Origin of the sequence: Uliginosibacterium sediminicola (assembly GCF_039631295.1) — a bacterium.
GTDB classification, from domain to species: domain Bacteria; phylum Pseudomonadota; class Gammaproteobacteria; order Burkholderiales; family Rhodocyclaceae; genus Viridibacterium; species Viridibacterium sediminicola.
Map to the genome: position 1 here is coordinate 41,273 of NZ_JBDIVE010000016.1, position 7,192 is coordinate 48,464.

General features: G+C 62.2%; 7 protein-coding genes. 1 reads left to right on the top strand and 6 read right to left on the bottom strand.

Features of this window, described 5'->3' with window-relative positions; translation table 11 throughout:
• Nucleotides 1–31 precede the first annotated feature (31 nt).
• From ABDB84_RS19155 to ABDB84_RS19170, 4 genes are all read right to left on the bottom strand, one after another.
• Entirely contained in the window at nucleotides 32–1,120 is a 1,089-nt protein-coding gene (locus tag ABDB84_RS19155; protein ID WP_345921390.1) for an FIST signal transduction protein, read from the bottom strand.
• The gene (locus tag ABDB84_RS19160) at nucleotides 1,117–1,509 is read right to left on the bottom strand and encodes a PhaM family polyhydroxyalkanoate granule multifunctional regulatory protein (RefSeq protein ID WP_345921391.1); all 393 of its coding nucleotides are present in this window, start codon (nucleotides 1,507–1,509) and stop codon (nucleotides 1,117–1,119) included. The genes ABDB84_RS19155 and ABDB84_RS19160 overlap by 4 nt, the downstream gene beginning before the upstream one ends.
• A gap of 71 nt (nucleotides 1,510–1,580) precedes the next feature.
• On the bottom strand, nucleotides 1,581–3,518 hold the full coding sequence (locus ABDB84_RS19165) for a hybrid sensor histidine kinase/response regulator (protein ID WP_345921393.1): 1,938 nt from the start codon (nucleotides 3,516–3,518) through the stop codon (nucleotides 1,581–1,583).
• Nucleotides 3,515–4,357, bottom strand: a complete 843-nt coding sequence (locus tag ABDB84_RS19170; protein ID WP_345921394.1) for an ABC transporter substrate-binding protein — start codon at nucleotides 4,355–4,357, stop codon at nucleotides 3,515–3,517. The genes ABDB84_RS19165 and ABDB84_RS19170 overlap by 4 nt, the downstream gene beginning before the upstream one ends.
• A gap of 464 nt (nucleotides 4,358–4,821) precedes the next feature.
• On the opposite strand from ABDB84_RS19170, the gene ABDB84_RS19175 reads away from it, so the two are divergent.
• Nucleotides 4,822–5,469, top strand: a complete 648-nt coding sequence (locus tag ABDB84_RS19175; protein ID WP_345921395.1) for a response regulator — start codon at nucleotides 4,822–4,824, stop codon at nucleotides 5,467–5,469.
• Nucleotides 5,470–5,478: 9 nt separating this feature from the next.
• Here the strand turns inward: ABDB84_RS19175 and ABDB84_RS19180 are convergent, their stop codons facing one another.
• Nucleotides 5,479–6,183 carry a nucleotide-binding protein gene (locus ABDB84_RS19180; RefSeq protein WP_345921396.1) on the bottom strand — a complete coding sequence of 235 codons (705 nt, stop codon included), beginning with the start codon at nucleotides 6,181–6,183 and terminating at the stop codon, nucleotides 5,479–5,481.
• 86 nt (nucleotides 6,184–6,269) lie between these two features.
• Nucleotides 6,270–7,034, bottom strand: coding sequence for a class I SAM-dependent methyltransferase (locus tag ABDB84_RS19185; RefSeq protein ID WP_345921397.1), 765 nt, complete (start codon nucleotides 7,032–7,034; stop codon nucleotides 6,270–6,272).
• Nucleotides 7,035–7,192 lie beyond the last annotated feature (158 nt).

Below are 7,192 nucleotides of genomic sequence, written 5' to 3' on the forward strand. Positions count from 1 at the left end.
CCGTTTGAAAGATGAAAGGGGGACTGCTTTTTTAGAAAATCAGGGTCAGCGCACCGGTCAGGCCTTGCAGGCGGCAGTTGGCGATCTCGCCGGATGCAAAGAATCCGCAGAGCGGCAGCTGGTCGAAGACTTCGCCGATCATCGCGACTTCGCTGTCGTCACGCTCGAACAAGGCCGCACCGCGGCCGGCCGCGCTGATGTAGATGCCGGCGACCGGCGGCTCCGGGCAGGCCTGGCGCAGACCCAGCAGCATCTGGCGAAAATCGCTGGCGGCGGATTCGGCATCCTGCTTGACGAACAGCAGGTGCTGGCCCTCGCTGACCTGGTCATTGATCGCGAAGCTGCCCTGGCGCAGGTTGAAATCGGTGATATGGCGCACTGCGAATGCGCGCTGCACGCCGGGCTCGGCGCACAGACCGACTTGCAGATTGCGCGTGGCACGGCGCAGATCGGCCCCCAGTGCAGGGCCGATGGCTTCGCGGAAAACCTTCAGTGCCGGGCGTCCGTCCAGCTCCGTGATCACCGCTTCTTCGACACCGGTGACGCGCCAGCTGCCGGGCAGGGCCACGCAGCCCTGGCTGAGGCCGGTCACCAGGCGGATGCGCTCATCGAAAGCCACGCCGGAGACGCCGCCATTGAGCGGCGCATTGGCAATCTGCAGGGTCTTCGAGTGGCCGCTGGCCAGACCGCCGCAGACATTGTCCGAGCGCACCTTGCTGGCCATGTCGAGGATCAGGTCGCTCATGTCCGGTGTCGCCGGATCGCCGTGAATCAGCGCGCCATATGCAGCGAAGTCGCGCGGCAGGGGGTTGCGGCCGGAAAACACGCGAAAGCTGTCTGCCGGCAGCCGGAACAGCATCAAGGAGATGGCGGGCGCATCCAGCTCGGCTTCGCCGGCACCGAGCACGCCGATACCACTGGCGCCGACCCAGTCGTTCACGCCGGTGGCGGCACGCAGGCGCTCGATCAGCGCAGCGCTGACGCCATTGAAGCGGTCGGAGAAGTAGATCAGTCCGAGATTGGCGCCGTCGATGCGCTGCAAACGGTGGATCGCGTGTTCCAGCGCCAGGTGCCAGTCATTGGCAAGGGCGTAGGCGCTGCTGGCAAGACAGGCACTCATTTCTTCCGGCTGTTTTTCGGTGTTTCGTCCGCCGTGGCGGCGGGTGGCGGTGGGCTGGTCTCGGTCTTGGCGGCATCGGCTGCAGGCATGAACGGCCAGGCCCACAGGGCCGGGTTGGCAAAGGGATTGCCCGCTTCCGCACTACCGCTCTGACTCATGGCGCGCACCGCCGACAGCGCTGCGCGTTGGACCTCCAGCCCCTGGATGGTCATCTGCAGCATCGACAGATTGATCTTCAGCCAGCCTTCGACCGCCTTGAGATCATTGATGCGGCGTTCGATTTCATCGGCATCCATGGTCGGAGCCGTCATGCCAGGCAGGCCGAAGCCCATATTGCTCCACATCTGGCGCATGAAATCGAAGTGATTGTTTTCGGGCGGACTGCTCATCTTGGGCTCCAGCGGCATGGACGGCGGTGTGGGGGCGAGGGGGTATCGCAGTGTTCAATAGTACCGCGATGTCAGCCTGTCCCGCTGCCCTGAACGAGTTCATGCTCGGGGTTGAAGACATGGACGACAGCGGCACGTAATTTGGCCGGGCGCACCGGCTTGTGCAGTAGCGGAATGCCTAGCTCGGTGGCGCGGCGAATGACTTCGGGGCCGGTGTCGCCGGAGAGCAGCAGGCCGGGCAGGGCGGGGCCGTAGCGCTGGCGCAGGTTGGCGATCACTTCGAGGCCATTGTGCGGGCCGGGCAGGCGGAAGTCGCTGATCAGCACTTGCGGCACCACTTCGTTGTCGTTGAGTGCCTCGATCAGCGCCGCCATGCTCTCACCCGACACCACGTAGCAGCCCCAGGCACGCAGCAGGCCCGCGAGACTCTCCATGGCCAGGGTATCGTCATCGACGATGGCGACCACCAGACCGACCAGATTGCTGATGGCGCGGTGTTCGCTGATCTGGTTTTCCTGCGGACGTGCCGCTTCGACCGCAATACTGAAGACCGCGCCACGGCCGGTCTGCGAACGCAGATCGATGCTGTGACCGAGCAGGGCCACCAGGCGTCGGACGATGGCCAGTCCCAGGCCGAGGCCCTTGCTGCGATCACGTGCCGGATTGTGCAGCTGGACAAATTCCTGGAACACGCTGTCCTGCGCTTCGCTGGGAATGCCGATGCCACTGTCGCGTACCTCGATATGGATCTGGCTGCCACGCTTGCGCGCCGTCACCATGACCGCTCCGCGCGTGGTGTAGCGCAGCGCATTGGTGACCAGATTCATGAGGATGCGTTCGAACAGCATCGGATCACTGTCGATCCAGTAGCGTGTCGGTACCACGCGCAGCGTGAGGCCTTTGTCTGCCGCGTCATGCTGGTATTCCTCGGCGATGCGTTCGAACAAGGGACCCAGCGCGAAGGGGTGAGGATTGGCGGTCACCACGCCAGCGTCGAGCTTGGAGATGTCCAGCAGGCTGTCGAGCAGGTTTTCCATCGCCTCGGCTGAGGCCGAGATGCGTTCGATGAGCTGGCGCGTTTCGCAGTTGTGGTCCTTGTTGGCCAGGTCGGCGATGAACAGGCCCAAGGCGTGCATCGGCTGCCGCAAATCGTGACTGGCGGCGGCCAGGAAACGCGATTTGGCGAGATTGGCGTGTTCCGCCTCCTCCTTGCGCTCGCGCAATTCGGCCGTGGCAATCGCCACTTGCTGCTCCAGGCTCTCGCGTGAGCGCTGGAGGCGCTGCGTCATCTCGTTGAGACCCTCGGCCAGCTGACGCAATGAGCCGCCGCCCTCGATGGGAACTTGTGTATCCAGTCTGCCGCGACCAATGTCCGCCACGCTCTTGGCAATCTTGTGGATGGGGCGACTGACCGATTGGCTCATCCATGCCGCCAGGGCGGCGGTGATCGCCAGCACCAGCAGCAGCGTTCCCGCCGCCGCCAGCACCTGGGATTGCTTGCGATTGTCGAGCCGGTCCAGCGAGATCAGCAACACGATCTCGCCCAGGGCAGCAGGTTTGTCCGGAAGCGGCTCGCCGTCGGAGAGTGCGTAAGGCGATTCGTCCGCGGCAGTTGTCGCGGCCACCGGCTCGGCGATGCGCAGCAGATTGTTGCCCAGCTGGGTGATCGACTGGTATGGCAGGCGCGGATCCGAGGCGTGCGCCTGCAAGCCGGCGACGGCCAGGAGGTTGTGATTGCTGTCAAAAATCGACACGCCCTGCAGATCGGAGCGCGACAGGGCAGAATTAGCCAGCTGAGAGAGCATCTCGCGGTTGCCGGCAAACAGCCCGAACTCCGAGGCGGCGGCCAGCTGGCGGGCCAGCGCCTGGCCGCGCTGCTGCAAGGCTTCTTCGAGGTCGTGCAGACGCGAGAAAGTCAGGATTGCAGTCAGCAGGAAGCCCAGCACGATCGTTGGCACGATCGCCACCAGCAGGACGCGGGCACGGATGTCCTGATTACGCCAGATCATGGAACGTTGCGCTCCATACGTTCAAGCTTGTCGTGGATGAGCGTCTCGCTTTCGATTTCGATGCCCAGCGAGCGCGCCGCTGCCATATTGATGCCTACCGAGAAGAAACGAGGATATTGCAGGGCGGGGACCGTGGCCCCACTCAACATGCTGCGGACGATATCGGCCGATTGCGTGCCAAGCTGGCCCGGCGTCGAGTACAGCGCGAGCACAGCTCCGGATTTTACATAAACCGGCGAGAAGCCCATCACCGGCGCACGCAAACGGTAGGCGCCCAGGATGATGTTTGGCAAGGTTTGCGCGTTGTAGATGCTGGCATCCGGCGTGGCCAGCAGGACACCACCGTCCTGCAGCAGGCGCTGGATGGCCGGTACGATGTCCGAGTCATTGGCGATGTGTTCGATCTGCGCTTGCAGCCTGCGCGCACCGGCCAGCTGGGACAAACGCAATGCCGTGTCGTGGCTCTCACGGCTGCTCATGACGCCGATACGCTTGACCTGCGGCAGCGCGATGCGCAGCAAATCCAGATAGCGCGCTGGCGGTTGGTCGATGAAGAGCCCCACCTGCTTGCGCTCATCGCGCCGTGGTTGGGGCAGGCGCTCGTAGTTGTTGCGCGTCAGCAAGCTCAGCAGGAGTGGCGTCTTGCCTTCGCGGATACTGAGCATCTCGGCGGCACGGCTGCCGACACCAACGATCATCTGGCTTTCTGGCAAACCTTGCACGGCCAGCTGATCACAGTCGATGAATTGCAGTTCAGTACCAGGCGCGACGTCGCGTTTGAGTTCCAGGCGAAACGCTTCAGCAAATTCGGTATATGCGCCGCGAGGTTCGCTGAGCACAACCAGCACCGTAGCTGCCTGTGCCTGAGGCCAGCATGTGCATGCAACAAACAGCAGGATCAGTGCGAGGCGCAGGCAGCGCATGAAAATAGGACGATTCTCGAAAGCAGCTGCGTAATAAGGTCGACGGCATGCGTCGGGCCTGACCTGAACGGACGATCTTAATGGACTGTTGTGCGATGTTGTCGATTTGTGCCTGAAAGGGAAGGTCTGTTTAAGAGGGGTTTTGTTTATTTAGTTGGATTTGTTGATCATTGATCATGGCAGGATCAAGTTCTCGGGCTACAGTGCCGTAGAGCGATCACACAGTGTAGCGACAGGCAGAACAAATGTATTGGTGCATCTGTGCGAAGCAGTCCTGATGGCAGATAAACCGCGTCTTGCCTAGCGATTGCTGCGGTGCAGACTTGCTGCTGTGATATTCTTAGTGTTATGTCATGCATGCGCTCTCAGGGTTGTCCGCAATGAAGGAATGCCGGATTCTGGTTATCGAAGACCACGCCTTGGTGCGTGAAGCCATGGTGCGTGCGCTTGACCGCCTCGACTTGCAGTGCATCTTTTCGCAGGCTTCCTGCGGGCAGGAGGCGCTGGCTTTGGTTGAGGCGCAGCGTGACTTCGATCTCGTACTGGTCGACCTGATGCTGCCCGATATGAGCGGTTTCTCGCTCCTCTCCGTGCTGGCGCATCGTTTCCCTTCCATTCCTGTCATCGTGGTGTCGGCCCTGACCGACGAGGCTTCGGTCAAGCGGGCGCTGAAGGCGGGGGCCTCGGGCTTCTTGCCCAAGACCTTGTCGACCGAGCAGCTGATCGATGCGGTCAAAACCGTGCTGGGTGGCGGTATCGTGACGCCGGGCCTGGCCGAGATGGGGGTTCAGCGTGGTTCGAAAAAGCGCAGCGTCGAATCAATCGCCGAGCAATATGGCCTGACCACGGCCCAGACCCGTGTCATGGAGCTGATGGTTGAGGGGCGTACCAATCGCGAGATTGCCGAACTGCTCGGTCTGGCCGAAGGAACCGTCAAGGTTCATTGTTCCGCCATCTTGCGCGCGCTGGATGTTGCCAATCGCGCGCAAGCCCTTGTCGTACTCGCTCGTCAGGGCTTGCGCGGCTGAACGATCCGCTCAGTGGCGCAGACCGCCGCTCCAGTCTGCGGTGATGCTTGGTCGTGTGTGTGCTCCGCTCAGCGGCATCAAATCATTCACCGGCTGTGCGCCGGGCTTCTCATGTTCCGCAGCCAGATCCAGCGCACGATCAGCGAGTGCGCGTGCTGCATTGTTGAGCACGGTGGGCAGGCTTTCCGGCAATTGATGCTGCAGCAGCAATTTGGAGGACGAGACGGCGAACACCGGGTCCAGCACGCGCCCGCGCAGATGTGCCGGCAAAGTGTCCAGCAGACGTAGCGAGGCGTCCTGCTGCCAGGCATTGGTTGGCCATTGTGAGGGCAGGGCCCAGGCGCGCGGATAGCGTTCCAGATCTTGGCAAACGGCGCGCAGATCCTCGGCAGAGTCGCGAAATGGCAGCAGCACCAGGCTGGAATACTGATACAGCGACTGGTCGGTATCGGTGCGGTTGGCGCCACCATCGAGTACGCCGACCCAGCCTGGCAGCTTGCGCAGGGTATCGAGCATCTTCTCTCTGGCCTTGGGCGAGCGGGCGTCGGCCACGACGTAATTGCGGCCCGCCGGATCAAGCGGGTCGCGGAATTCGTCAGTCATGATGCAGGCCGAACGCCGGCCGAGCAGCGACAGGCCATAGCACAGCATGTGGGAGAGGGTTGTCTTGCCGGTGCCGCCTTTGGTGCCGATGATGCAGATGATTTCAGCCATGAATGCTTCCTCTGTCAGCGCAATTGCCTGCCATCATGCCGCGTGGATTCCTGCCGCATAAGTCGGAGATGCACCGATAAAGCAGCTTAAACGTGTGTATTCAGCTGCTTGGCGCCCGGAATGCGGTAGCAGTAAAGCTGTGATTGCCGGTGGTCATCGACTGCGATGACATGCTCGGGCTTGACCTGTCCGATCGCAAAGGTATTGCTGATTAGCAGGCTGCCCGGGCGCATCTCGCGCACGGCCTTCGACCACAAAGCGCTCATCGGGACTGGAGAGAGAAAAGCGTAGACCACATCGAAGTCGCGCAATGAGCGCTGCCAGAAGTCGCCGCGTAATAGCGCCGCGTTATTCAGATGGCGGGACAGGTAGCGCGACAGCCAGTACGGTGCTGGCGCTGTCTCGATGCCCTGGACCGACCAGTCAGGCCGCAGACGCGCCAGGCGACGCACCATCGAGCCCGTGCCGCTGCCGATATCGAGAACGCGAATCGCGGTAGTGTCGGGCAGCCAGGCCGCCAGGCGATGCACCGCAATCTTGCTCGACAGGAACAGCGGCACCTGGGTACGGAAGCTCGACCAGTACACCAGACTGAGGCCGACAAAGGCCAGCAGGTAGAGCCAGGCGGGAATGTCGCCCTGGAAGGTGATCACCACGCAAGGCATGAACAGCAGATGGATGGCGATCCACCAGCCGGCGCTGCGCAGACTGTAGGCGAAGAACGCGGCCAGTACGGCCTGCAGGGCGGCCAGGCCAAGCGGACTGAGTGCCGGGAGTGCGCCACTGTGGCCAATGACGTAGAGCAATGCCAGGCTGCCCAGCTGGGAGATCAATGCCTTGAGTGCGGGCATGCGGGCCTCTCGATAGAAGTGAACGTGCTTGATGTGCTGATCGTATCGCTGCGCTCGGAGTCTTGATCCGGCAAACAGAAACGCCTTCTCCTGTGATTAATCTGTAAATAGTCCTTGACAGAGGAGGGACTGTTCTCTATAGTTTTCGGTTTCGCGCT